The sequence below is a fragment of the Sphingomonas sp. CFBP 13728 genome (genome assembly GCF_014841895.1).
GTDB lineage: Bacteria > Pseudomonadota > Alphaproteobacteria > Sphingomonadales > Sphingomonadaceae > Sphingomonas.
This window is the reverse complement of sequence record NZ_JACYUS010000003.1, coordinates 191,724-215,259: the sequence shown is the minus strand read 5'-3', so window position 1 is coordinate 215,259 and position 23,536 is coordinate 191,724. Positions and strand designations below refer to the sequence as shown.

Below are 23,536 nucleotides of genomic sequence, written 5' to 3'. Positions count from 1 at the left end.
TTGGCCGGTGCTGCACCCGCGACGCTCGGGAGCGAGAGGTCACCGCGGCGCAGTGATGATGTGGGGGAGGGGGACGGCGAAGCTTCCCTTCGTACCACCGGGTCCGCAGGCGGATGCCCACAGCGCCTCGGACACCTTCGACAACGCTATCGCCGGCCGGACGAGGGCGATTGCAATCTTGGTCGAATATGTAACATCGGCCGCCAGTATGACCTTGCCCGCTGCAAGCGCCGACTGCGCCAGTGAGAGCGGCACCCAGGCGACACCGCGCCCGTCGATCGCCATCGATAGCAGCGCGGCCGCAAGCCTCGACTGCAGCACCATTTCGAGAGGGGGGGCGAGGCCGCGGGACGCCCAATCGGCTTTCAGGATCCCCCCAGGCCGGATTTCTATACCTGACCTTGTCCGGAGAACTGCGCACGCGCGTAAACTATTTCTTCAATCCGCAGGGCCGGAAATCCGAGCATCGGCGCCAGGACAGCTACCGCATCTTCGTCGGTGCCGACGTCCACATCGGCGAGCATTTCCGCGCATACGGCGAACTCGCCCGTGGGCCGATGGACGGCAAGACCATCGGTTCGCCGTCGGGTACGCTTTCGAACACGTTGCTAGTCCAGCAAGCCTTTGTCGACGGATCGAACCTGCTGTTGGCGAACCGCGACAACAACACGGTGCAGACCAGTCTGACCGGCGTGCATCGCCGAAAGCGGCGTGGCGAAGATGACCTTTTACAAGCACTTCCCGTCCAAGGCGCGACTGATCGCCGAGTATCTACGGCACAAGACCGTCGTCTGGTTGGAGATGCTTGCGACTGCGACGGAACGCGCCAGCCTGTCCCCCGTTGAGCGCATCCTGGCGATCTTCGACGCGCTGGACGTGTCGTTCCAGAAGCCACCGTTCCGCGGATGTCCGTCCGTGAAAGGGCTCGCCGAGTTCGGTCCGGATGCGGACGCGCCCGAAGTCCACGCCACGATCGCCGCCTATTTCCCGAGCCTGCATGAGCTGGTCGCCGATATCCTCGCTCCCCTGGAACTGCGCGATCCGGAGAAGTCCGTCCTGCAGATCCTGTCCTTGATCCAGGGCGCGATAGTCATGGCGCAGACGACGGCGAACCACGCCATCGCCGCAGCCAATCGCGACGCGGCGAGGCTGCTGCTGGACGCTGCGCCTGCGCGGTGATCCAGGTGCCATGCTTCACGATTACGGACTGAACCGACGCGATCCCGCTCGTCCTTCCGGCTTGGCCTTATGACGGAAATTTCCAACTGGAGTGGGCAAAACCATGAACCAGGGCTACGTAGCTGGCGACGGTGATCGAGCCGCGTCGTGGACGCTTCGGCGCAGCAGATGGGAGCGCTCCGTCGTACCGAAACGCTATCCCGCCCGCTTATCGATGCTTGTTGAGGATATTGCGCTCGCGCTCAACTTCCTTCGGCGTTGCGCGCCTTGCGGCGTGCTTCGGTCGCGGCTGTATCGCTCGCGGTGATCACGCCATTCTTGTCGGCATCGTTCATCGCAAAGGCGCGCGCGCCCGATACGTCGTATTCCGCCTTTTCCATGCGCTGGTTCTTGTTCGTGTCGAGTACCCCGAAGCGGACGTGCGTCTGGCGCACCTGGCGTTGGCGTTCCTCGGTCTTCTTCTCGTCGGTCATGTCGGAATGCGCGAGATCGGCTTCGAGCCGCGCCTGATATTCGGAGAGATATTCGGCATCGGAGACCCAGCCGTCGCCGTTCGCGTCGGTCGCCTTGAACCGCGCGTCGCGTGCGGCGTCGAATTCCGCGCGGGGCACCTGTCCATCATGGTTGGTATCGTGCTCCTGCAGGAACGTCTTGGGGTCGTGGGACGCGGCGAGGGCGGGGGCGGCAAGCGTGACGGCGCAGGCGACGGCGAGAAGGCGTAGGGTCATCATGGTCTCCGTGGAAAGGCTCACGCCGCGTCGAACGCGAGCGTGTAGGTGTAGCTGCGGTATGGCGTCTCGGCACCCGTCGGCGCGGTCGTCCGATGGCGGACGAGTATGAGATAATCGCCGGCGTCGCCGGGTTTCAGCGTGAACTTGCCCGCGGCGTCGGACTTCAGTTGCGCCGCGACCTTACGGCCGTCGTGGTTGCCCGCGGCGCGGAACAGCGTGACGTCGGTGCCGCCGAGCGGCTTGCCGTCGAACAGCAGCACGAACGCCGCGTCGGACCCGGCGGCAATGCTGCTGGGATGCGTGATCGGCTGTATCTCGAGGCCTTGGTTGCGCGGTTGCAGCGCGGCGTTGCTGGGTTGGCCGCGCGTGACATAGGCGTCGGCGAGCGTCGTGCTCTGCACCGCGACCGGCGTGGCGCCAGCAGGAGGCTTGCCGTCTTCGCCGCCCATCATCCATTTGCCGCCGACCTGGAACATCTTGCCCATCCGGCCGAGGCGCTGGCCGCTGGTGATCCGATAGGTACCGGGCGTCTTCAGATCGGCCTCGAAGATCGCCAGATCACGCAGGTAGGTGATCGGGCCGACCGGGCCTGCGCTGCCATCGGGAAGCACGAGCGCGAACGGCGCATCGCGCATGGCGATTTCGGGAACGAACGCATCTTCGCCGAACGTCGCCTGCACCGTGACGTGATCGCGCTGGCCCGTATCGAACGCGCTCGGCAGCACCTGCGGCATGTGCGCGCCCGCACCGGTCGTGCTGCCAAGCAGCATGACGGCGCCCAACGCTGCGATGCGGTTTCTGATGGTTTTCATGTGATCGCCCCTCTGTTCTGACGTTGCAATATCGCTAATGAGAATCTGTTGCAATATCAATTTCGGCCGCTATTGAAGCCGCCATCGTTACGGGGGCAGCGAATTCGCTGGCCGCCACCATCGGGGGTTATCACCATGCGTCGTCTCACCAGCCTGCTGCTCGCCAGCGCGACCCTGCTCACGCTGCCATTGTCTGCCACCGCGCAGACCACGCAGGCCGAGGGCACGCCTGCGGACGAAACCACGCAGCTGTCGCTCGATCGCCTCGTGATCTCGGCCGGAGCGGAGAAGGTCGCGATCGACACTCCGCAGGCGGTGACGGTGCTCGACCAGGACGATATCGACCAGCTTCAGGCCACCACGATCGGCGACATGCTCGAGGGCATTCCGGGCGTCAGCGTGCAGGGTGGCGTGAGTGCTCTCGGCCAGGGTTTCAACATCCGCGGCCTTGGTACCGGGCTCGCCGATTCCGACAGCCGCATCCTGATGACGGTCGACGGCGTGACCAAATTCTTCGAGCAATACCGGATGGGCGCGTTCTTCAGCGAGCCCGAACTCTACAAGCGCGTCGAGGTGCTCCGTGGGCCCGCATCGTCGACGCTGTACGGCGCTGGCGCACTCGCCGGGGTCGTCAATTTCACGACCAAGGATGCGTCGGATTTTCTAAGCAACGGTGACAAGGTCGCGGTCCGCCTCAAGGCCGGCACCGAAACCAACGCCGAAGCCACCGTGCTGTCGGGGATCGTCGCGTTCCAGCCGGTCGAGGCGGTCGAACTGCTCGGTACCTACAACCGTCGTCGCGCCGATCATTACGAGGATGGGAACGGCAACCGCGTCATCCCGTCCAACGCCACCTCGGACTCGTGGCTGGTCAAGGCACGCGTTGCGATCGGCGGCAATCGCAAGCACGCATTCTGGGCGTCGTATCAGGATTGGGTGAGCGACAGCACGCAGATCTACGACCAGGCCGAAGCACTCGGCACGGCACCGGTGCGCCGCGACGTCCACGACAAGACCGCGGTGGTTGGTTATGAAAACGACTTCAACGGCAGCACCTGGTTCAATGTCGAGGCGCAGGCGTCCTACGCGGATTCCAACATCCATCAGACCGAGACGACTTTCCTCGGCGCGCTCGACTATTCCGAATTCTCCTACGCGACGAAGCAGGCCAAGCTGCAGAACCGGTCGAGTTTCGACCTCGGCGGCGACTGGAACGCGTTCCTGTTCCTCGGCGGCCAGTGGAGTGAGCAGAAGCGCCGCAATCCCCGCAAAAGTTCGGTGACGGGGATCATCACCCCCGGTGGCCCGACGCATCCCGAAGGCGACATGAGCAAATATGGAGTGTTCGGCCAACTCGAGGTCTTGTGGTCCGACAAGCTGACGATCATCCCCGGCGTGCGCGTCGACTGGACCGACCTGAAACCCGGACAGACGCTGGCGAATGGGGTGCTCGTGCCGATCCCAGGCACTGCACGCGTGAAGGATAGCGGCGTCTCGCCGAAACTCGCGGGGATCTATGCGCTGACCGACTGGTTCTCGCTGTTCGGCTCGGTCGCGCATACCGTGCGCATGCCCGTCCTCGACGAACTCTACAGCCGCACCAGTGCAACCGCGACCAATACCAGCCTCAACCTGCGCCCCGAGGAATCGAACAATTACGAGGGCGGCTTCACCTTGTCGTTCAACGGCGTGCTCGGCGAGCGCGACAAGCTCCGCATCAAGACGACCGCGTTCCAGAACGATATCAAGAACCTGATCACGCGCGGGACGGCCAATTCCGCCTATTTCGTCAATGTCGGACGATCGCGTTTCAAGGGTGTCGAGGTCGAGGCCGAATATGGTGCGGGCGGCTTCTTCGCGCGCGGCAACCTGGCGATCATCGACGGCAAGGACCGGCTCAACGACGTGTATCTGAACACCGTGCCGGCGAACGAATATCGCCTGACGCTCGGCTATGCCGATCCCGTCTCGGGTCTGTCGGGCGGCTGGACAGGGGAATTCGCGGAGAAGCAGACCAAGGTTTCTAGCGTGGCGCTCGCGACATCGGGTTATGCGGTGCAGAACCTGTTTCTCGCGTTCAAGCCACGCATCGGCGACTCGAAAGACTTCGAGTTCCGCATCGGCATCGACAACGTGTTCGACAAATATTTCCAGCGGCATTTGTCGTCGCTGCCGGCCGAAGGGCGGACGTTCAAATTCTCCGTCGCCAATACCTTCTAGGCGACGGAGGTGCCCGCGTCGTTCCGTATCGGTATGCCCGCGCTTGCGGCGTTGCTCGTCAACGGAGCATTGCTCGCCGCGCTGCTGACGCTCGGCGTGGGGCAACGCGCACCACGCAAGGAACGGGCGACGCTCACCGTGATGGACCTTGCCGTGCTGCAGGGGACGGAAGACGGCGCGGACGAGGCCGAAGCAGCCGATCCGCCGGCCGCGGCAAGCGCGGTGACGCCTGCGCCACGCGTCCCGGCGCCTGCGGTCCTCGCGCCGCCGCCGGTATCGGCACCCGCGGCGATCCCGGCACCGGCAGCACCGCCGTCGGTATCGGTGCCGTCGACCGCGCCCTCGACCGCGCCGGCGGCTTCGCCGGCCGATCGCGCGGCAGCCCCCGCGAGCTCGGCTGCAAATGCCGCCGCTGCTCCAGCCTCTGCGCCGGCCCGTCGCGGCGCGCGCGACGGGCTCGATGCGAACGCGCCGCCGGGCACCAGCCGTTCCTATGCGGCCAAGGTGCGATCCTGGCTGCTCGCGCACAAAACCTATCCCAAACACGCACGCATGCGGCGCGAGGAGGGCGTGGTGCGCGTGTTCTTCGTGATCGATCGTACAGGACGGCTGATCGAGGGCAGGGTGCTTGCCGCCTGCGGGCGGGCAGCGCTAGACGACGAGGCGGCGGCGATGTTGCGTCGCGCGTCGCCCTATCCTCCTGCGCCGAACGACCTGCCCGGCGAGCGGTTCGAAATCACCGCGCCGGTCGACTTCGTCCTGCCGGGTTGACCGACCGATGCGCAAATTGGTGGATCATGGTCGTGCCCAGCATTCTCCAGCGTACGTCTCGCGGTTTTCGGCACCGAGATCGCGGTGATCCGGCGCGCCAGCACGCTGTCACGCTTTCCCTGTTACGCTGGAATATGGGTCGGTCCGAAACTGCTCCGGATGCCGTTCACTATCGGCAATCATTCCGTGCTTCGTAGCTGATCGACGAGATCCTGTTTTCAGGAGGCAGTCATTCCGCGAACGGGCCGGCGGCGATGGCATCGACCCAGGAAGGGGCGCGGTAGTCGGGGACGTAGCGCTCGCCGAAATCGCGGATGAAGGTGTCGTAGGTAGACTCGGGTTGGCGCGTGGCCATAGCGATCGCGCAACCTGCGAATTCGCGCTTGAAATCGAGCCGGGGGACCGCGTCGATGACTGCGGCGATCTCGGCCGGGTCGAGCATCGCATAGCCGCCGACCCCAAAATCCACGCCGATCCCGCGCGAGGACAACGCGACCTCGGTTTCCTTGAACAGGCTGATCGAGTGCGTGACGTGCAGCGCGATACCGTCCCACACGAGCTGCGCGCGGCGATCGTCGAAGCCGAGATCCTGAACGAACGCGCGCGCGACGTTGGCACCGTTGACCTCGAACCGGTGCGGTCCTTCGCCGTGCGCCGTGAAGCCCATGTCGTGCAGCAACGTCGTCACCGCGACGATCTCGGCATCGAACGGCTCGGCACGGCGCGCGCCGATCTTGGCGGCGAATATCCAGGAGCGCGTCACATGGTTGAACAGCACCGGCGACATCCGCGTGCGGGCGAACTCGAACGCTTTCAGGATCGCCGGCGTTTCGGCAAGGTCGGCGAAGCGGTCGCGCAACTGCCCGTGGGACAGGGTGACGGATCCGGGCGCGATGACGTCTGCGATGGACATGGCGGATCTCCCGCGCGCTCGCGTGTCGCGGCGACTTGATGGAAAGGTGATGGAAAGGGGCGGAGATGGCGGGCGGACGATCACCGCCCGCCATACTCGTCCGGGGTTCGGTTCAGCTGCGGATGAATGCCAGGATATCGGGGTTCAGCACGTCGCCGTGGATCGTCGCCATCCCGTGCGGATAGCCCGGATAGGTCTTGATCGAGCCGTTCTTGAGCAGCTTGACCGCGACCCGGCCGGTCGTGTCGATCGGACAGACCTGGTCGTCCTCGCCGTGCAGGATCAGCACGGGCTGGTCGATCGATTGCAGGTCGGCGGTGAAATCGGTGTCCGCGAATGCGGTGATGCAGTCATATTGCGCCTTGATGTCGCCGACCATCGCCTGCCGCATCCAGTTGGCCGAGACCGCGGGCATTACCTTGGCGTCCGGGCGGTTGAAGCCGTAGAACGGACCGGTCGCAAAGCCGTTGTAGAAGTCCGCGCGATTGGCGGCGACACCGGCGCGGATGCCGTCGATGGCTTCGGGCGGCACGCCGTTGGGATTGGTCGGCGAACGCCCCAACCGTGGTGGGATCGCGCCGATCAGCACCGCCTTGGCGACGCGACCGTTGCTTCCGTATTTCGCGACATAGCGGATCGCTTCGCCGCCGCCGGTCGAGTGGCCGATATGGATGGCATTGCGAAGTCCGAGATGCGCGGTGACCGCGGCGACGTCGGCGGCATAGGTGTCCATGTCGTTGCCCTTGGAGGCGGGGCTCGACCGGCCGTGTCCGCGACGATCATGCGCCACGACTCGGTAGCCGCGCTCGGCGAAATACATCATCTGTGCATCCCAATCGTCGCCACTCAGCGGCCAGCCGTGATGGAACACGATAGGCTGACCGACGCCCCACTCCTTGTAGAAGATTTCGGTGCCATCCTTGACGGTTATCGTGCTCATGGTCTTGACTCCTGAGTCGTGTTGGACGTTTTTCGGGGATCCAGCCAAGCTTTCGCCACTAAGCGCGAGTGCGGATATGATCGCGGTTCCCAACATCATGTCGCGCCGTGAGCCACTGATTAGTGGTTGTATTTCGCAATTATTGGGCGTTGGCATGGTGTGATCCCCGAATAGTGTCGGCCTTGTTGCCTACAACGATGTATTAACTTGCATCTAGTGATGCCGTGATCGGCCGATCCGACAAAATGCGAGGGATAAACGACAAATGGTGGCGACCCCCACTCATGCTCCCCCACCCATCGAGATCGCCATCGTCCTGCGTGAAAAGGTGATGCTCGGGATCGTGCACGGTCTGACCGACCTGTTTCGCATTACCGACGACTTGAGCCGGATACGTCTGGCGAGCGACATGCCGGTGATCCGGCTCAGCCATTTTTCCGATACCGGCGGCTCAGGAATCGTGCGGACGTTCGACACGGTTCCCGATGCGACACCGATGGAGGGGCATCCCGGCCCGGATGTCATCATCATTCCACCCTGCGAAACCGCAGCGCTGGGCATCGAGCACGACAGCAAATGGTCGGACTGGCTGACCGCGCGCCACGCCGAAGGCGCGGTGCTGGGATCGATCTGCGGCGGTACGTTCCTGCTTGCGCAAACCGGACTGCTCGATGGGCGTCGGGCGACGACCCATCTGATTTGCGCCCCCGATCTGGCGACGATGTTTCCCGCCGTTCACGTCGATTTCGACGCCTTGCTGACGGAGGAGGACGATCTGATCACGGTGGGCGGCGTCATGGCCTGGACCGATCTCGGGCTCGTCGTGGTTCGGCGACTGTTAGGCGCCGTCGCGATGATGGAGACCGCGCGCTTCATGATGATCGATCCGCCGGGACGCGAGCAACGCTTCTACAAGACCTTTTCGCCACAGATGGATCACGGCGATGCGGCGATCCTAAAGGCGCAAAATCAGCTTCACGCGTGCGGGCCGACCAAGGCAAGCGTTACCGAAATGGCCAATTGGTCGGGACTGGAAATGCGGACGTTCGCGCGTCGCTTTCGTGGCGCGACAGGATTGCGGCCCAGCGAATATCACCAACATCTACGCATCGAAAAGGCGCGCGAGCTTCTCGAGACTTCGAAAATGTCGATAAGCCAGGTTGGACAGGATGTCGGCTATGGCGACCCTGCCTCGTTCAGGCTGATCTTTTTCAAGATAACCGGGCTCAGTCCCAGCGACTACAGAAAGAGGTTCGGGCATCACCTGGTTTCGACGGACTGATACGCGAAGCGGCGGTTACGGTGTGCCGGCACGTCGCGCATCCGTTTTGACGCTCGGGATTGGGTAGACCCGTTCGGGGGCTGACGCATGGTCGTATCCTGTTCCTCGGCATCGCGGCGGCGGCGCAACGGATATCCGCATCAGCGAGGTTCTTCGGCATCCGCCGATAATGTACGACTTGCGAGTTCCGCTAGATGCTGCCCCGACAGCCAGGCGGCCTCGATCCGCGGTCCGAGGAGCCAGTCGCCGCAGGCGCCGAGCCGGATATCCGCGTTCCAGAGCGCGCCGTGGTTCAACGCGCCGACCTTCGCATACCGCCAGCGGTGGACGCTGGTCGCGATGACGGCAGGCGACCCGGCGCCGATATGCTCCGCGAACGCTGCGAGAAGCGCGCGTCGGACCGTGTCCGGAGCGTCTTCGAGATGCGCGCGCGACCAATCCGCACTGGCCTGAAGGACCCAGGCCTCCGGTCCGGTCCGCGCTGGTTTGGCCGAGTTGCGGACGGCGGATCCGATGATGCCGAGATCCGTGAGCCGATCGCGATCGATCGGTACGGGGCCGTCGACTGCTGCCATGACGGTCCAGCACGGATCGGAGACTGCGGAACGGGCTGCATCAGCCAGCGCGACATCGTGGGCGGCAACCAAGGGTGCGACCTGTTCGGCGGGCACCGCGACGATCGCCGCGTCGAACCGTTCGTTGCCCATCCGCCATTCGCCGTCATAAGTCGGGGCGTCGATGGCCGTGTTCCAGCGGACGTCGCCGTCGCTCGCCATCGCGCGGATCGGCGCGTTCATCGCCGGCGTCCCCACCCACGCATCGGCGCCGGCGGGCGACCAGCGTGCGACGTGGCCGTCTTTCGCCCAGTGGTCGACCTGCGCGACGAACGCGGGGTCGCGTGCCGTCAGATATTGCGCGCCGTGATCGAACGCGGCTTCACCCAGCGGGGTGTCGATGCGGCGGGTCGACATGCGGCCACCCGGCCCGCGGCCCTTGTCGAACACGATGACATCGTGACCCTGATGGCGAAGCGCCTGCGCGCAGGACAGGCCCGCCATTCCCGCCCCGATGATTCCGATCCGCATGACTACCCCCGTGCCGGCGTGCAGCAAACGAACGTGCTGCCGACCGGACAGCTTCAAACGCGGAGTTTGTCGATTGGAGCCGACCACGCGTAGATTTCGTCTCGGGCGGGCGGCTCCAGGATGACGCGTCAGCTTCGAACGTCTCCGCCGCCGAAGACGACCTGGTTGCGCACGGCAGGGGCGAACAGGCCGTAGAGAAACGGCAGGTTGCCACCGCTCACCGCATCGAGCGCAGCACGGTGCTCGGGTGGCAGGTCGAGGCTGAGCGCGGCGACATTGTCGGTTACCTGCTCCGCCCGGCTCACGCCCATCAGCGTCGATGCGACGCCGGGCTGCCCGACCACCCAGGAGAGCGCGACGCGCGCCGGCGTCTCGTCGATTTCCGCGGCAACGCGCTTCAGTTCGTCGAGGATCTGCCAGTTGCGCTCGGTGAACAGCGTGTCGCCGAACGGATTGTCGCCATCGAGCCGCTTGTCGTCGACGGGCCGCGCGGCGTCGTCCTGCCCGGCCTGGTTGGGGACGCCACCCGCGCGCTTCGGACCTGCCTCGACGGTCGCGCGGTCGTATTTGCCGGTGAGCAGGCCATAGGCGAGGGGGCTCCATGGCACGAGCCCCATGCCCGCCGATCGCGCGAGCGGCAGGTGCTCGGCTTCGACCCCGCGTTCGACGAGCGAATAGAAATATTGCAGGCCGATCGGCGCCGGATCGCCCTGTACCCGCGCCAGCGTCGCGAGTTCGGCGACGTACCATGCCGGGGTATTGGATATGCCCCAATAGCGGATCTTGCCCGCTGCGACGAGCGCGGTCATCGTCCGTAGCAGTTCCTCGGGCGGCGTGATGCCGTCCCAGACATGCACCCAGTACAGGTCGATGAAGTCCGTCCGGAGGCGGCGGAGCGATCCTTCGACGGACGCCAGGATGTGGCGCGCGCCATTGCCGCCCGCGTGATAGCCGCGGCCGGTCGCAAACCCCGATTTCGTCGCGATCACCAGCCGGTCCCGCGACGATCGCGCGGCGACGAAACTGCCCACCATCTCTTCCGATCGCCCGCCCGCATAGACGTCGGCGGTGTCGATGAAATTGCCGCCCAGATCGGTGTAGCGATCGAACACCGCGCGGCTGCCGCTCTCGTCCAGTCCCCATCGCGGCGTACCGAAGGTCATCGTGCCCAGTGCCAGCGGGCTGACGAGAAGGCCGGAGCAGCCGAGCGGGCGATAGGTGTCGAGGGTCATGGTGGCGTCCTGCGTTGTGTCGCCTCCAGATGGACGCCGGACCGCCCGAGGATTAGATCATCTGCGGCGCATGGGTTGCTGAAGGATGTTCAGGAATGGATCGTGATCTCTGGTCAGGTCTCGCGGTGTTCGAAACGATCGTCGAGGCTGGCAGCTTCGCACGAGCGGCGACGCGGCTTGGATTGTCCGCCTCTGCGCTCAGCCATGCGATGCGGTCGCTGGAGACGAAACTGGGCGTCAGGCTGCTCGACCGTACCACCCGGTCGCTGGCGCCGACGCCCGCAGGCGAGGAACTGCTGGCGCGGTTGAGGCCGGCGATCGCCTCGGTCGCGGACGCGCTGGCCGATCTCGACAATGCCCGCGAGCGGCCGGCGGGGCGGATCCGGGTCAGCGCGCACCGGGTCGCGGCGATCTACGCCATCCTGCCGCGGCTGGCCGACTTTGCGCGCGCCTATCCCGACATCGCCGTCGAACTGGTGGTCGACGACGGGTTCGTCGACATCGTCGCGGACCGTTTCGACTGCGGGGTCCGGCACGCGCAGACGCTGCAGGCTGACATGATATCGGTCCGCATCAGCGCGCCGGTGCCGCTCGTCTTCGTCGCCGCCCCGGCCTACCTCGCCGATCATCCCGCACCGCTCGATCCCGACGATCTCGTCGCGCATCGGTGCCTGTGTTACCGGTACACGTCGTCCGGCGTCGTTCACCGATGGGAATTCGAGCGCGATGGCCGGACGGTGGAACGGTCGGTCCGCGGCGACTTCATCACCAACGATATCGACGTGATGCGCGACGCCGCGATTGTAGGGCTTGGCGTGACTTGCCTGCCGCTGCCGCACGCCGCGCTGCAACTGGCTGGCGGTACGCTGGTCGAAGTGCTCGCCGGCTGGGCCCCCATACTGGCCCCGAACCACCTCTATTATCCCAGCCGCCGCCAACCCACCGTCGCTTTCCAGGCCTTCGTGGCGGCGATGCGCGTCTGATCGTACGGGAGCGTTCGCCGGCGTGGGGACGGCTTAGCCCAGTGCTAGGTACAGCGGACTTGCCACATTCGCCGAGGTTTCGCGTAGTAATGTGCGATCCGACGGCTACGATCTCGGGGGGGGGGGGGTGACAGGACCGGCAGGGGGCTTGATCACGATGGTAGCGCAGTTCGAACCCTTGTCTTGCGCGTTCCAAGATCTCGCGCGCGGCTGCTGCTGGCAAAAGCTTTCTGCGAGTTTATGATGCGCGGATGGTCATTTTATACGCCCTGGCGCTGGCGTCACTGCTTCAGCTCGGCGATACTCCGAATATCGGGCCTGCGGAGACTTCGGAAGTCGACGCGATAGACTGCCGCCTCGACGTGCCCAGCTACACGCAGTTCGCCATGGCGATCGACGGCGAAGAGAACGTCGCGCAAAAACGCCGCTGGAAGCGGGTCGCCTCGCGCAATGCGTTCATGGCGGAATATGAACTGCCACACGCGATCACCGTCGTCGGCGCGTACAGCACACGCCGGATCGCCTTCACGAGCAACGCGGTCGTCGCCATCCTCGATCTTCCAGACCCGACGACGCTTGCGCGCTCCGAGCAGGTCGAAAACGCCATGTCCGCCGAACCGATGATCGACGCGCTCGGCGAAACCGGCAGGATGCCCCCCGCGCAGGCGAAGGCCTCGGTCCCGTTCCGCAAGTTCATAGGCGAGCGCATTCTGAAGGACGTCACCGAGCACGCGGGACAGGGAGAAAGCTACGGCAGCCATTTTGTCGTCGCGCGAACCGTCTCCAACGCGACGACGCATCCCGGCAAGACCTTCTACGGCTGCACCTACCGGTTCGAGATGCTCGACAAGGACGGGGCGCCGCTTTGAGCCTGCGCGTGCATCGCATCGCCGCCGCGTTGCTGATGGTCGTCGCGCCGTCGGTCACGGTCGCGGAGGACACCGGGCTGGACAGCTTTACAGGGACGCTGTCGATCGAGAAGGATGAGGTCATCCTCACGCGTTGCGATCTAGCCAGCTCGCGCTATCTGCTCCGCGACGCGGCGGGCGCGACGGCGGTGGCGCGCTATCGTAAGGACGGTACGCCAGCCTATGCGGACGTCATCGCCCGCTTCAGCGAAGAGGGCAGCCGCAATGTTCTAACGGTGACCGGCTTTGCCGACCTCACGCCCGGCAAGAGTTGCCATCTTCTCGACGCGCTGGACGCGCCAAGTCAGCCCGGGGCGCCCAAGCTAAAGGATGCACCCGCCAATCGACGGATCGAGGGAAGCATGGCGACGCAGGGCTCGCTGGTCGGGCATTATTATCTCATGGGCGTGATGGAAACCGGATCTGAGCTTCTGCTGCGACCTGACGGGCTGTTCGTCTGGTCGTTGAGCTACGGTGCGCTGGATCAGGATGCGCAGGGCGCGTGGTACGTCGAGCATGACGAGGTCGTGCTCGTCACGGCCGCGCCGATCGTGCGAAAGCCGCTGTTTTCCTATCTCTCGACCGGGCCGTGGACGGACGAAGCCGAGCAGGAACGCCGCACACGCAAGCGCAGCGCGATCGAGGCCGCCATCCGCGTGCGCTGCCCCATCTTTCCCGCACCGGAAGTCATGGCGACATCCGGGGAGGCCGGCGTCCCGGCTTTGCGCGTTCGCCGGGAGCGCGCCGCCACGGCTTTGCGCACGGCGATCGCTGCGAGGTCGACCGTCGAAACGCTTGCGGCGAGCTTGATGGCGAAGCCCGCGGCCACGGGCGCGGGTACCGATCGGCCGGGTGCGGACCGCGTGCGACAGGCTGTGCACGATTGGCTGAATGCCCGGCAGGCGGCGCTGGACGCGGCGCACGCCGCTGGTTTGCCGGAGCCCGCGCTCGCCGATCCCACACTGCCGGCGGTGTGCACGATGCCGCCTGACGAGCCCGCCGGAAACACGCCCGGCTCGCCCCCCGGGCTTGGTATCCAGATCCTCGACCCGGAGTCCGATACGCCGGCTCGCGGCATCACCGTGGCGCTGCATTTCGCCGATGGTACCGAGCAACGGCTGGTCACCGATAGGAATGGCTTGGCCCTCGTTCCCGGCGAGGTGTCTGCAAACGCAGTCGGTGCGATGATCCACGCCAAGACAAAGGCGGGCTCCGTCGCGGTCAGCTTTGCACCCGCGCGCAGCGGGATCATCCGCGTCGGCATGGACATGCGACAGTTGATGGCGCGACCATTCGATACGCTGCGTCTGCGCATCGTCGGTCGCGCGCTGGTTCCGGATACCTTCGACAACGGGAGATACGAGCGGCAGCCATAGCTACGGCGAGAGCGTGTAGTTGGGGCGGGTGCACGGGGGGAGGGGGGCGCCATCTATTAGAGGGCTGGGGTTTCCGACTGGAACAGCCGTTTCATAGCTCGATGAACGCGGCAAGCTCGTCTGGCGTCCCTTTGGGGAAGGCTCGCTTCAGATGATCGAGAAACGCTGAAACGCGAGCGTTCAGCAGACGCCGTGAAGGGTAGAGCGCCCACAACGCCGTGTCCGGCGCGTCCACGTCGCCCCAATGCACCAGTCTGCCCGCCGCCAGATCGCGGCTGACCAGCGATACCGGCAGGCGCGCGGCGCCGGCACCCATGAGGACTGCATCGCGGACCATCACGAGCGACGACAGGTTGAGCACCGGGGCGAACGCGATCGTCTTCGGGCCAGCCTCCGACTTCACGATCCACGACGAGCGTCCCTTGTCCAATCCGTGCCCGACCGCAGGCGCCACGTCGCCGTCCTGCGGTCTTGCCACGCCAGTCCCTGCTACGACGACAAGCCGGTCGTGCAGGAAGGCGCGCCCGACGAGGCTTTCGTCGGGATGCGGGTTGACGCGGATCGCCAGGTCATAGCCCTCCTCGACCATGTCGACGGAGCGGTCTTCGCTCGTGACCTCCAGGACCATGTCGGGATATTGGAGCGAGAATCCTGCTGCCAGCTTGCCCATCGCGATCTGCGAGAACAGCAGCGGCGCGCTGATCCGCAGCTTTCCACGCGGCTCGCCGCCGCCCGATGCGATCGCCGCGGTCGTTTCCTCAAGCTCCGTCAGCAGCGCGGCGGAGCGGGCGTGGAGGGTCTTGCCCTCTTGTGTAAGCTTCAGCGTCCGGGCGCCGCGTTCGAACAGGCGCAGGCCTAGCGCGGCCTCGAGCTCGGTGACACGCCGCGACAGTGTCGCCTTGGGCCGGCCGGTCGCCCGTGCGGCCTTGCCGACGCCGCCATGGCGGGCGACCAGGTTGAAATCGGCAAGGGCGAGAAGGTCCATATGATCCACCAGTGAGACGGGGTGTCTAGTATTGGCAGCTATCGGCGCGAATGTGGATCACTAAATAGGAGGTGTCCCAAGCCACTCAGGAGCGTTTCCCATGACCATTCTCGTTACCGGTGCAACCGGCACCGTCGGCCGCAACGTCGTCGATCAGCTTCTCGCGCGCGGCGCCGACGTCCGTGCGCTCGTCCGCGATCCGTCCAAGGCCGATCTCCCGGCGGGCGTTGCCGTCGTCAAGGGCGACCTGCTCGACGTCGATGCGATGCGCGCCGCCTTTTCCGGCGTCTCCACGCTGTTCCTGCTGAACGCCGTGGTTCCCGACGAATTCACCCAGGCGCTGCTCGCGCTCAATCTGGCGCGCGATGCCGGGATCGAGCGGATCGTCTATCTCTCGGTGATCCACAGCGATATCTACGTGAACGTGCCGCACTTCGCCGGCAAGTTCGGTGTCGAGCGGATGCTGGCGCAGATGGGCTTCAACGCGACCATCCTGCGCCCGGCCTATTTCATCGACAATGATCGCGCGATCAAGGACGTGGTGCTCGGTCACGGCGTGTACCCGATGCCGATCGGCGACAAGGGCCTGGCGATGATCGACGCGCGCGACCTCGGCGAGATCGCCGCGATCGAACTCGTCCGCCGCGAGCAGTCCGCCGCGCCGCTGCCGCTCGATCGGATCAACGTCGTCGGCCCCGATACGCTGACCGGCACCGATGTCGCCGGCATCTGGTCCGAAGCGCTGAGCCGGACGATCCACTATGCCGGCAACGATACCGCCGCGTTCGAGCAGAACATGCGGAGCTATGCCCCGGCCTGGATGGCCCTTGATATGCGCCTGATGTGCGAGCGCTTCCTGACCGACGGCATGGTGCCCGAAGCCGGCGACGTCGATCGCCTGACCGCGATGCTGGGCCGCCCGCTGCGCTCGTATCGCGATTTCGCGACCGAGATCGCCGCTTCGGTCTGATCCACTGCACCGCCGATCAGCCACCTGTCGATGCACGTCAGCATCGGCAGGTCGCGTTGCGTCACAAAGGGTTTATGCCGAGCGAGGATCGTTGCGTGCTAATTTTGCACGGAGTTCCCGCGAGGCATGTCCGATGATCGAGCCGGCGTTGATCGACATCCTCGTCGAATGGTTGGGCAAGTCCCAGCCCCTGGCGAGCGGGTAACCGACCGTTCCTGGTCCGTGCGAAGCACGCGCCCAACATGGCCCGGTTTTCATGTAATGAGATATTGTACCTGGAAATCAGTGTCGGTAATGCACCGCGGGTCCTTGATCGTGAAAGGCCGACAATGATGCGTTTCCGCCTCGCTATTGTGTCGTCTCGCCGTTTTGTCGTCGCGCCGTGCCGTAGGCGTCGATCGTGCATCCGGCTTTTATCGCAAGCTTGTCACACATCCGCTCTATGAGTCGTGCTGGTCGGTGCTGCAATGGACCGGACGCTCGCCGATCCGCCGCTCAAGGTTCGCACGATGATCGTCGACGGCCTGGGGGAGCAGGAGGATAGCTGCGGCGCGCCCGCGGTCTATCGGGCGCTCGAGGCGAAGGATGACGGCAACGACATGGTCTATCGGACAATGGCTCCCTGGTATGACGGGCAGGGGATATTCGACGGCAGCGCAGTGGGTGCGATCGGATGGGACGCCGATACGGCGAAATGGTGGCGCTGGAACGTGCCGCTGAAGTATGGTTTCGCGCCGCCGACGATCAACCATGTCTTCCTGCCGGGGCACAAGATCATGGTACAGGTGCAATCGAGCAGGTTCCCGCTCCACGATCGCAATCCGCACACCTTCGTCCCGAACATCGTCTTCGCCGAGCCGGAGTATTACGTGAAGGCGATGCAGGGGATTGCTGTTGCCGGCCCGGATCGAAGCCATATCAGCCTGCCGGTGGTCAAATGAAGCGCGTGGTCGTGCCCGGTCGGGATTTTCCTCCTACACGTCCACGGGGGCGTTCGGTCGACGGCGCATATAGTCCACCGATCGCGGCGGACACGCCAGACCCGAACGATGGCGCCGCCATCATCGCGCGGCTCGATCGCCTCCCGGCGACGCGCGGCGTCTGGACCATCGTCGGCTTGCTGAGCCTCGCGTTCTTCTTCGAACTCTACGACATGCTGCTGTCCGCCTATATCGCGCCGGGACTGGTGCGCAGCGGTCTGTTCACCACGACCACCGCCGGTGCCTTCGGCATGACCGGCATCGCAGCGTTCATCGCCGCACTCTTCGCGGGGTTGACGGTCGGCACCTTGGTTGCCGGCGCCTTGAACGACAGGTTCGGGCGACGTGCGATCTTCACTTGGGCCCTGCTCGGATACACCGCCGCCTCCGTATCGATGGCGTTTCAACACAGCGCGACCGCGATCAGCCTGCACCGGTTCGCCGCCGGCATCGGACTGGGGATCGAGATGGTCACGATCGATACCTATATCTGCGAGTTCGTACCGAGATCGTTGCGCGGTCGCGCGAACGCCTTGTGCCAGACGATCGGTTTCTGCGCGGTCCCGATCGTCGCCGGCCTGTCGTGGCTATTGGTACCGATAGCCCCGCTGGGCCTCGACGGCTGGCGCTGGGTGGTGCTGATCGGCGCAAGCAGCGCACTCGCGGCATGGTATATCCGCCTGCGTCTGCCCGAAAGCCCGCGCTGGCTCGTCCAGCGGGGACGCTTGAGCGAAGCCCGCGCGATCGTCGAGCGGCTCGAACGTGGCAGCGAGCAAGGGCAGGGCATGGCGCTTCCCATACCCGCCATGATCGAGCCGGTGGCCGGCGCGGGGCGTTTCGCCGAGCTGTTCCGGCCGCCGTATCGCAGTCGGACGATCATGATGGTGGTGTTCAACATCGCCCAGACGATCGGCTATTTCGGGTTCACGAACTGGGTCCCGACGTTGCTGATCGAACACGGCATTACCGTGACGAAGAGCATGGCATACACCACGATCATCGCGCTGGCTGCGCCGATCGGGCCGATGCTCGGGCTGGTGATCGGCGATCGGTTCGAGCGCAAGTGGATCATCGTATCGGGCGCGGTCACGATCGTGCTGGCGGGCGGGCTGTTCGCGGTCGCTACCGCGCCGCTCTTGCTGGTGCTGATCGGCATCGTGTTGACGGTCGCGGGCAACATCATCTCGTTTGCGTATCACGCCTATCAGGCGGAGATATTTCCCACCCGGATCCGGGCGAAGGCCGTCGGTTTCGTCTATTCGTTCAGTCGCGTCACGGCGATGCTCAACGCGTTCGCGATCGCGTTCCTGCTCCGTCAGGGCGGCGTGACGGGTGTGTTCGCATTCATCTGCGCCGCCTACGCGGTCGTCATCGTCGTGATCGGCGCATTCGGCCCCCGCACCCGCAACCGGGCTCTGGAATCGATCGCATGATCGTTCGCCGAGCGTGCACGAACCATCCGATCCTCCACCGCCAACCACGGTCATCAAGTTGACGTCGAAGAATCCCGCTCTGACTCTCCTGCAACCCTACCCGTTCGACCGAGTTGCGTATAATGGTCGTTCCCAAGAAATAGTGTCGCGAGTTCGGAAACCTCCTGCCTCCGACTGTCGGGGTTCGGTCCCTGATCATCGCCGCTAACCGGGCAGGGCTATGGCCAGTGCCGCTTGGGCGACCGCGCCATCCGGCAACGGGAGGTGGTCGGCGCGACGGATCGGATCATCACATCCGCCACCGGACGCCGGCCATCAGCTGCCGGCCGCTCTTCGAGTAGCTGTTGACGCGGTCGGCGCTGTCGACGAACTGGTCCTCCGCCTGATTGGTCAGATTGACCCCCTCGAGCGTCATCGTGAGGCGATCGGTGACGTTCCAGAACAGCGACGCGTCGACATAGGTCGCGGCGTTCACCCCGGCGACGTCGTTGCCGTTCGCGCCCGGCACCGCGGTCAGATATCGTCCGCGATAATTCGCCGACACGCGACCGCCGTACCGTTTTGTCTCATAGTACAGCGTCGCATTGGCCGATTGCTTGGACAGGCCGATCAGCGGTTTCCGCACGCTGGTCGTCGCGGTCAGCGCGTAATCCGTGTCCGAACTGGTCCGCGTGTAATTGACGATCCCGCCTAGATTGCGAAGCGCGCCGGGCAGGAAGGTGAACGCCTGCTGCGCGATTACCTCGATCCCCTTCAACGACGTGCCGGGGCCGTTCACCGGCTGCGTGAAGAAGAAGATGTCCTCCGGTCGCGCGATCCGCTGGTCGCCGAGGAACGCGAGCGGATAGCCCGAGGCGGCATAGCTCTGCTCGACCGTCTGGCTGGTGATGAAGCTCTTGATGCGCTTGAAGAACGGCCCGATCGCGAAGAACCCGTCGCGTGTCGGATACCATTCGAGCGACAGGTCGACCGAGTCCGCGCGGAACGGATCGAGTTCGGGATTGCCGACCGACACGGTCCGCGTGTTGACCTGAACCTGCCCGCCGGGCGTCAGCGAGGTCAGCGTCGGCCGGGTGATGTTGCGGTTGGCGCTGAACCGCAGCTGCACCTTGGGCGCCATCTCGAGCACGAAATTGGCCGATGGCAGCCAGTCGGTATAGCGGCGCTCGAACGTCACCGGCTGAGCCACGCCGCCGACGATCACCGCGCCCGTCGCGGTCGTCTGCGTGCGGGCCACGCGAACGCCGACGTCGCCCCTGAGCGGCATGCCCGCGATCTCGCTCTTCAGATCGACCTGCGCATAGCCGGCGACGACCTCTTCCTTGACGCGTCGATCATTCTCGCGGTTCTGCGTCAGCGGCGTGCCGTTCGGATCGATCAGCGGCAGCGCCTTGTCGAAATCGACGAACAGCCACTGTCGCGGCGTTGCCGCGGAAACGCCGAGCGCCTTGCCGAAGCTGTACGGCGAGTCGGTGTAGACGAGATCGCCAACCGCGCGACCGCGCAACGCGGTGCTGTCCTGCCCGAAATCGACGGTGTCGAAGACATAGCGCGTGTACGTCGCGCCTGCCTTCAGGATCGCCCAGTCGGTCGCGTCATAGGCGATGTTCAGCTTGCCGATCCGGTAGTCGTTCTTCACGATATTGACGCGCGGGCGATAGACGTCGAGCCGCCACGCCGTCGGATCGGTAAGCGACACGCCGTAGCCCATCGTCGGCACGCGGTCGTTGTCGCGGTAATCATACGAAAAGTCGTGGTTGTCGGTCAGCAACTGGAACGTCCGCGTATCGACGGTGTAGTTCGAGCCCTCGACGCCGACGAGCGCGTCGATCGTCAGCCGGTCGGCCGGTTTCCAGATGGTGGTCAGCGCGATCTGGTGGAATTTGGTGTCGTTGGTGTCGAGCCGGTTGTCGGATCGATTGTCGACATTGCCGAAATCGGCGGCGACGATGTCGTTGCCCTCGACGGTCATGCTGCGGATCGTGGTCTGGCGGAGCCCGGTCGCATCGGTGCGGCTGAACGACTGCGCGTCGAGCGAATGTTCGATCCGCGTCGAATGGAGCTTGGCGTAGAGGAGGTCGAGATCGATATGGAACGCGTCGCTCGGCCGAAACTGGAACGCGCCGGTCAGGCCGAGCCGCTTCTGGTCGTTGTCGAAAATGAAATACCGTGGCGTGCGGGGATAGAACAGCGCGTCGCTGCCCGTTCCGTTCAGCCGCGCGCGCAGGGCGGGGTCGATCCACGACGAGACGTTGGCGAGATTCCAGCCGCCGCTTTGCCAGCGGAGCGTCTGATGGCCGTCCTCGATTACCTGGCGACGCGAATAGGCGGCGGAGATCAGCGCGCCCCACACACCGTCCTCGGTGGTATCCGATATCACCAGCGCCGCGCGCGGCGCGACCTTGTCCGCGCGGGTCGCGTAGAACGCCTGCGCCGAGGTGACGACGTGCAGGCCGGGATTGTCGAACGGGCGCAGCGTATGCAGGTCGACGGTCGCGGCGATACCGCCCTCGTCCAGCGAGGCGGAACGCGCCTTGACCACATCGACGCGGCTGAACAGTTCGGAGGCGAAGATGTTGAGATCGAACGACCGCGACCGGTTGACGCCACCGCGCTGATCGCTCGATCCCGTGGTCGCGAGCGCCTCCATGCCGTTCAGCCGGACGCGCGTGAAATCGCCGTTCAGGCCGCGCACTGCGATCTGCCGCCCTTCGCCGGCGTCGCGCGTGATCTGCACGCCGGGAATGCGCTGGATGCTCTCGGCGAGGTTGGTGTCCGGGAACGCCGCGATGTCCTTGGCGAAGATGCTGTCGGTCAACCCGTTGGCGGCGCGCCGCGCATTGATCGCGCTCTCCAGGCTACCGCGCAGGCCGGTCACGACGATGTCGCGATCCTCGGGTTTCGTATCTGGCTGCGCCGGCGCGGCCGAACCGGCCGTCGAAGCCGAACGGGTCTGCTCGTCAGCAGCGCGCGCGCGTGTTGCTGGGTTCGGAGCCGTCGCGACGGCTGTATCGGTGTTGGTCCTCGCATCGGCCTGTGCCAGCGCCGATACAGGGGACAGAATCGCGACCATGACGCAGGCCGACGGCAAGGGGCAGTATAATGCTCTCGCAAAACTGGTCATACATTGGGCCTCCCTGACGGAGCGCGGCTGGTCTGAAGCCGCTCGCGATCGTCGCCGTAGTTGTAGCGAATGACTGTTTCGTGACGTCGGCGATATATTCTCGATCTGTCATCTGCTGAACGTAAGAGTCGAGTTTCACAACGAAACAACTGCCTTATTATTTAAGGAAAATTTGATAGAACTGCTATTTCAGATAAAACGGAATGTATATTCGCGATATAAGGCGAATCTTATCACCGCTTATCTTGCAGCAACGTACAAGGAGCACGGGAGAGACATTCTACTGTTCAGTTGAACGGTGTATCTATTGGTTGGCGATTGAAGGAGCCGATTCGGCCGAGCGAGATGTGGCCTTGCGATCGAATATGCGGCCGCTCCCTGCCGAACCTCTGGTGCACCGACCGAGGCAATACCAATATGTTATGGGGCACGGTCAAAACGGCGGAGACACGAAAGCGGTCGATCATGCCGCCGGATGTCTCTGCCGTGTCTGGAAGCCCTGCGCGGGGCCCAGATCCTGCATGGTTCCACAAGGCGGCGAGTGTCGGTCAGCGCCAAAAAACTCCGCTCTCGGACCATTGCAGCCACCCGCAATTTCGCCTATCAAGAGATGATATACTATTGCATTGGACCTGTCGTGCCATCACCGCTCATTCCCGTCACCGTTCTCACCGGCTATCTGGGGGCGGTCAAGACGACGCTGCTGAACCGCATCCTCAGCGAGAACCATGGCCGGAAATACGCCGTCATCGTCAACGAGTTCGGCGAGATCGGCATCGACAACGACCTGATCGTCGATGCCGACGAAGAGGTGTTCGAGATGAACAACGGGTGCATCTGCTGTACCGTCCGCGGCGATCTGATCCGCATCATCGAAGGGCTGATGAAGCGCAAGGACGGCTTCGACGCGATCATCATCGAAACCACCGGTCTCGCCGATCCCGCCCCCGTCGCGCAGACGTTTTTCATGGACGATGACGTTCGTGCGCGCGCGAGCCTCGACGCGATCGTCACGGTCGTCGACGCGCGCCACGTCCTCGCACGGCTCGACGACAGCCATGAGGCCGAGGAGCAGATCGCCTTTGCCGACGTGATCCTGCTCAACAAGATCGATCTGGTCACGACGCAGGAACTCGAGACGGTGCGGCATCGCATCCGCGCGATCAACGGGCAGGCCCGGGTGCACGAGACCCAGAACTGCGTCGTCCCGCTCGAGGAGGTGCTGGAACGCGGCGCGTTCGACCTCGATCGCATACTCCAGATCGAACCCGATTTCCTGTCGGAGAACGATCACAACCATGACGATTCGATCACCTCGGTATCGCTGCGTTCGGCAACGGCGATCCGGCCGGAATTGTTCATGCCCTGGCTGCGTCGGCTGACGGCCGTGCAGGGGCAGGACATCCTGCGATTGAAGGGGGTGCTGTCCTTCCCCGACGAGGATCAGCGCTACGTCGTGCAGGGCGTTCACATGCTGCTCGACGGCGACCATCAGCGCGACTGGAAGCCGGATGAGGTCCGCACCAGCCGAATGGTGTTTATCGGTCGCAACCTCGATCCCGTCGCGTTGCGGGCCGGGTTCGAGGCCTGTGCGGTTCCTGCCACCGCATGA

At 64.7% G+C, this 23,536-nt stretch carries 20 protein-coding genes; 11 read left to right on the top strand and 9 right to left on the bottom strand.

Annotation, left to right across the window (positions count from 1 at the left end; translation table 11 throughout):
* Nucleotides 1-39: 39 nt before the first annotated feature.
* A complete protein-coding gene (locus IFT67_RS13920; protein ID WP_192238832.1) occupies nt 40-285 on the bottom strand; it encodes a hypothetical protein in 246 nt (81 codons plus the stop codon).
* Between the two features lie 435 nt (nt 286-720).
* Here IFT67_RS13920 and IFT67_RS13915 point away from each other — a divergent pair, with 435 nt between their 5' ends.
* Complete coding sequence (locus IFT67_RS13915) at nt 721-1,179, top strand: TetR/AcrR family transcriptional regulator (RefSeq protein WP_192238831.1); 459 nt, start codon at nt 721-723, stop codon at nt 1,177-1,179.
* Between the two features lie 242 nt (nt 1,180-1,421).
* On the opposite strand, the gene IFT67_RS13910 is transcribed toward IFT67_RS13915, so the two are convergent.
* Both IFT67_RS13910 and IFT67_RS13905 read right to left on the bottom strand, forming a co-directional pair.
* Nucleotides 1,422-1,907, bottom strand: a complete 486-nt coding sequence (locus tag IFT67_RS13910) for an EF-hand domain-containing protein (RefSeq protein ID WP_192238830.1) — start codon at nt 1,905-1,907, stop codon at nt 1,422-1,424.
* 20 nt (nt 1,908-1,927) lie between these two features.
* Nucleotides 1,928-2,722, bottom strand: coding sequence for a DUF4198 domain-containing protein (locus IFT67_RS13905; RefSeq protein ID WP_192238829.1), 795 nt, complete (start codon nt 2,720-2,722; stop codon nt 1,928-1,930).
* A 135-nt stretch (nt 2,723-2,857) separates the two neighbouring features.
* Here IFT67_RS13905 and IFT67_RS13900 point away from each other — a divergent pair, with 135 nt between their 5' ends.
* Together IFT67_RS13900 and IFT67_RS13895 are read left to right on the top strand one after the other, a co-directional pair.
* A complete protein-coding gene (locus IFT67_RS13900; protein ID WP_192238828.1) occupies nt 2,858-4,942 on the top strand; it encodes a TonB-dependent receptor, heme/hemoglobin family in 2,085 nt (694 codons plus the stop codon).
* A gap of 9 nt (nt 4,943-4,951) precedes the next feature.
* Nucleotides 4,952-5,713 carry an energy transducer TonB gene (locus tag IFT67_RS13895; protein ID WP_342450623.1) on the top strand — a complete coding sequence of 254 codons (762 nt, stop codon included), beginning with the start codon at nt 4,952-4,954 and terminating at the stop codon, nt 5,711-5,713.
* A gap of 229 nt (nt 5,714-5,942) precedes the next feature.
* On the opposite strand, the gene IFT67_RS13890 is transcribed toward IFT67_RS13895, so the two are convergent.
* Complete coding sequence (locus IFT67_RS13890) at nt 5,943-6,626, bottom strand: HD domain-containing protein (RefSeq protein ID WP_197983077.1); 684 nt, start codon at nt 6,624-6,626, stop codon at nt 5,943-5,945.
* Nucleotides 6,627-6,738: 112 nt separating this feature from the next.
* A complete protein-coding gene (locus IFT67_RS13885) occupies nt 6,739-7,566 on the bottom strand; it encodes an alpha/beta fold hydrolase (RefSeq protein ID WP_197983076.1) in 828 nt (275 codons plus the stop codon).
* Between the two features lie 265 nt (nt 7,567-7,831).
* Between IFT67_RS13885 and IFT67_RS13880 the strand changes: the two genes are divergently transcribed.
* A complete protein-coding gene (locus IFT67_RS13880) occupies nt 7,832-8,848 on the top strand; it encodes a GlxA family transcriptional regulator (protein WP_192238827.1) in 1,017 nt (338 codons plus the stop codon).
* Between the two features lie 140 nt (nt 8,849-8,988).
* Here the strand turns inward: IFT67_RS13880 and IFT67_RS13875 are convergent, their stop codons facing one another.
* Nucleotides 8,989-9,933, bottom strand: coding sequence for an NAD(P)/FAD-dependent oxidoreductase (locus IFT67_RS13875; RefSeq protein ID WP_192238826.1), 945 nt, complete (start codon nt 9,931-9,933; stop codon nt 8,989-8,991).
* A 128-nt stretch (nt 9,934-10,061) separates the two neighbouring features.
* Nucleotides 10,062-11,165 (bottom strand): aldo/keto reductase, encoded by a 1,104-nt coding sequence (locus tag IFT67_RS13870; RefSeq protein WP_192238825.1) that lies wholly within the window; start codon nt 11,163-11,165, stop codon nt 10,062-10,064.
* A gap of 95 nt (nt 11,166-11,260) precedes the next feature.
* On the opposite strand from IFT67_RS13870, the gene IFT67_RS13865 reads away from it, so the two are divergent.
* The 3 genes from IFT67_RS13865 (at nt 11,261) to IFT67_RS13855 (ending at nt 14,432) form a co-directional block, all read left to right on the top strand.
* Entirely contained in the window at nt 11,261-12,148 is an 888-nt protein-coding gene (locus IFT67_RS13865; protein ID WP_192238824.1) for a LysR family transcriptional regulator, read from the top strand.
* A 251-nt stretch (nt 12,149-12,399) separates the two neighbouring features.
* The gene (locus IFT67_RS13860; protein ID WP_192238823.1) at nt 12,400-13,017 is read left to right on the top strand and encodes a hypothetical protein; all 618 of its coding nucleotides are present in this window, start codon (nt 12,400-12,402) and stop codon (nt 13,015-13,017) included.
* Complete coding sequence (locus IFT67_RS13855; RefSeq protein WP_192239177.1) at nt 13,014-14,432, top strand: hypothetical protein; 1,419 nt, start codon at nt 13,014-13,016, stop codon at nt 14,430-14,432. The genes IFT67_RS13860 and IFT67_RS13855 overlap by 4 nt, the downstream gene beginning before the upstream one ends.
* Before the next feature lie 91 nt (nt 14,433-14,523).
* On the opposite strand, the gene IFT67_RS13850 is transcribed toward IFT67_RS13855, so the two are convergent.
* Complete coding sequence (locus tag IFT67_RS13850; RefSeq protein ID WP_192238822.1) at nt 14,524-15,417, bottom strand: LysR family transcriptional regulator; 894 nt, start codon at nt 15,415-15,417, stop codon at nt 14,524-14,526.
* Nucleotides 15,418-15,517: 100 nt separating this feature from the next.
* Here IFT67_RS13850 and IFT67_RS13845 point away from each other — a divergent pair, with 100 nt between their 5' ends.
* The 3 genes from IFT67_RS13845 (at nt 15,518) to IFT67_RS13835 (ending at nt 18,800) form a co-directional block, all read left to right on the top strand.
* A complete protein-coding gene (locus IFT67_RS13845; protein ID WP_192238821.1) occupies nt 15,518-16,387 on the top strand; it encodes an SDR family oxidoreductase in 870 nt (289 codons plus the stop codon).
* A gap of 449 nt (nt 16,388-16,836) precedes the next feature.
* Complete coding sequence (locus tag IFT67_RS13840) at nt 16,837-17,328, top strand: CocE/NonD family hydrolase C-terminal non-catalytic domain-containing protein (protein ID WP_342450622.1); 492 nt, start codon at nt 16,837-16,839, stop codon at nt 17,326-17,328.
* The gene (locus IFT67_RS13835; protein WP_192238820.1) at nt 17,325-18,800 is read left to right on the top strand and encodes an MFS transporter; all 1,476 of its coding nucleotides are present in this window, start codon (nt 17,325-17,327) and stop codon (nt 18,798-18,800) included. Before IFT67_RS13840 ends, IFT67_RS13835 begins: the two co-directional genes overlap by 4 nt.
* A 289-nt stretch (nt 18,801-19,089) precedes the next feature.
* Here IFT67_RS13835 and IFT67_RS13830 read toward each other — a convergent pair whose 3' ends face one another.
* Nucleotides 19,090-21,873, bottom strand: coding sequence for a TonB-dependent receptor (locus IFT67_RS13830; RefSeq protein ID WP_192238819.1), 2,784 nt, complete (start codon nt 21,871-21,873; stop codon nt 19,090-19,092).
* A gap of 688 nt (nt 21,874-22,561) precedes the next feature.
* On the opposite strand from IFT67_RS13830, the gene IFT67_RS13825 reads away from it, so the two are divergent.
* Nucleotides 22,562-23,536, top strand: coding sequence for a CobW family GTP-binding protein (locus tag IFT67_RS13825; protein ID WP_342450621.1), 975 nt, complete (start codon nt 22,562-22,564; stop codon nt 23,534-23,536).